General features: G+C 72.9%; 2 protein-coding genes and 1 pseudogene. 1 reads left to right on the top strand and 2 read right to left on the bottom strand.

Translation table 11 applies throughout. From position 1 onward, the window contains the following. Positions 1-93: 93 nt before the first annotated feature. The gene (locus PMI14_RS28045; protein ID WP_007859881.1) at positions 94-459 is read right to left on the bottom strand and encodes a YciI family protein; all 366 of its coding nucleotides are present in this window, start codon (positions 457-459) and stop codon (positions 94-96) included. 75 nt (positions 460-534) lie between these two features. Next, entirely contained in the window at positions 535-1,845 is a 1,311-nt protein-coding gene (locus tag PMI14_RS28040) for an aminotransferase class I/II-fold pyridoxal phosphate-dependent enzyme (RefSeq protein WP_007859879.1), read from the bottom strand. 41 nt (positions 1,846-1,886) lie between these two features. Between PMI14_RS28040 and PMI14_RS28035 the strand changes: the two are divergent. Continuing rightward, positions 1,887-2,139 (top strand): annotated as a pseudogene (locus PMI14_RS28035) (glutamine amidotransferase); the annotation flags it as partial.

Raw genomic sequence — 2,139 nt, 5'->3', positions numbered from 1 at the left:
GGGCCGCCCCGCCGCGCTGGCGGTGTCCCCCTTCCCGAATGGCGCAGCCATTCGAGAGAAGGGGTAAGGCGCGAAGCGACTCAGGGGGTTGTCCTAGCCTGTCGCGCCGTCGTAGCAGGGGGCGATGGCGCGCACCTCGATGGTGGCCCACTCGGCGGCCGGGCATTCGCGCGCGATGGCCAGGGCCTCCTCGCGCGTGGCGCAGTTGACGAGGAAGAAACCGCCGACCATTTCCTTGGTCTCGGCGAAGGGGCCGTCCACCAGGCGCGGCTGGCCTTCGCGCACCTGCAGGCGCACGCCCTCGGTGTCGTTGGCCAGCGATTCGCCGCCCAGCAGCAGGCCGCGGGCCTGCAGGCCGGCGCCGAAGCGCTGCATGCGCGCATAAACCTCCTGGCCGGCAGCAAGGCCACGCTCGGCGCGCTGGCCTGGGGGTTCCATGATGAGCAGCATGTAGGGCATGGGGTGGTCTCCGGTGTGGATTGTGAAGATGGGCGCGATTCTAGAAGCGCTGCCGCCGGACCGGATGACAGCGCTTTAGAACACCGCACGCCCCGGCGTGCGCAGCGCCTGCGCCAGGTCGGCCGCCAGCCGGGCCATGTCCGTGGGCTTGCAGCCGCCCAGGCTCACGCGCACGGCTGGCGCGCTGGCCAGGCGCAGCGGGCCGCCGGCCTGCACGGCCCAGCCGCGCGAGGCCATGGACTGCACGACCGCAGCCTCATCGGCCACGGGCAGCCACAGGTGCAGGCCCTCGCCGGGCGCCACGGTGATCTGCTGCGCGGCCAGTGCCTGCACCAGGCCCTGGCGCCGTGCGGCGTACGAGCCGCCGGCCTGCACCAGCGCGCTGCCGTCGCGCATCTGCCGCCACAGGCTGGCCGCCAGGCCCTGCAGGATGCGGCTGACCCAGCGCGGCCCCAGGGCCTGCTGCGCCTGCATGGATTGCAGCAGGGCAGGGCTGCCCGTGGCCAGCGCCACGCGCAGGTCGGGCCCGAGGAACTTGCTGACCGACACCACGTGCAGCCACAGCGGGGGGAGTGATGCGGCCACGGCCAGTGGCGCGGCGGACAGCGGGCCCCAGTGGTCATCGAGCACCACGAGCAGGTGGGGCAGCGCCTGCAGCTGGCCGTGCAGCGCCTTCCAGCGCGCGGGGCTGAGCGCCGCCCCCGTGGGGTTGTGCGCGCGCGGCGTGAGCACCAGGGCCGTGCAGCCTGCGAGCACCCCGGCATCGGGAATGCACACGCCTTCGCCATCCACGGGCAGCGGCACGGGCTTCAGGCGCAGGCTGTGCAGCAGCGCCACCATGGGCGGCCAGCAAGGGTCTTCGACCGCGACGCGCTCGCCCGGGCGCGTGTGCGCACGCAAGGCCCGTTCCACCGCATCGAGCGTGCCGGAGAACACGGCGATCTCTTCGCACGGCAGGCCCTGGGCCGACAGCCATTGGCGCGCCTCGGCCTGCAATGCGGGCAGGTCGGCCGGGGCGTCGTAGCCCGCTGAGGAGGTCAGTGCCGCCCAGGTTGCTGCGCCCCCCTGCAACTGGGGCAGCAGGGCCGCATCGACATTGCCGCTGGCCAGGTCGCGGAGGCCGGGGGGCACGGCATAGGCGTGGGGCATGCGCGCGGGCGGCTCGACCACGCGCGTGCCGCGGCGCCCATCGGTCACCACGTGGCCGGCATCGCGCAGGCGCGCGTACGCGGCCGCCACGGTGTTGGGGTTGACGCCCAGTTGCTGCGCCGCCACGCGCACCGCAGGCAGGGGATTGCCAGGCGGCAGGGTTCCGTCGCGCATCGCAGCCAGCAGGCCCTCGGCAATGTCGGCAGCCGTTTTTCCGGGGACGTACAATGTACTCATACATTCATTTTAATGTATTAGTACAAAAAAGGGAAACCGCCATGAAGACCGCGCTCGTGCTGCGCCATGTGCCCTTCGAGGACCTGGGCCTGTTGGCCCCCCTGCTGCTGCAGCGCGGCTACGCCCTGCACACGCACGACGCGGGCGTGGGCCCGCTGCAGGACGGCCTGCACCCCGCGCCCGACCTGCTGGTGGTGCTGGGCGGGCCCCTCGGTGCCTTCGACGACGCGGCCTATCCCTTCCTTGCCGACACGCTGGCGCTGCTGGGCGAGCGGCTGGCGCGGCGCCAGCCGG

Source organism: Acidovorax sp. CF316 (assembly GCF_000276605.1).
Lineage (GTDB): Bacteria > Pseudomonadota > Gammaproteobacteria > Burkholderiales > Burkholderiaceae_C > Acidovorax.
This window is presented reverse-complemented; position numbering and strand designations above follow the sequence as displayed.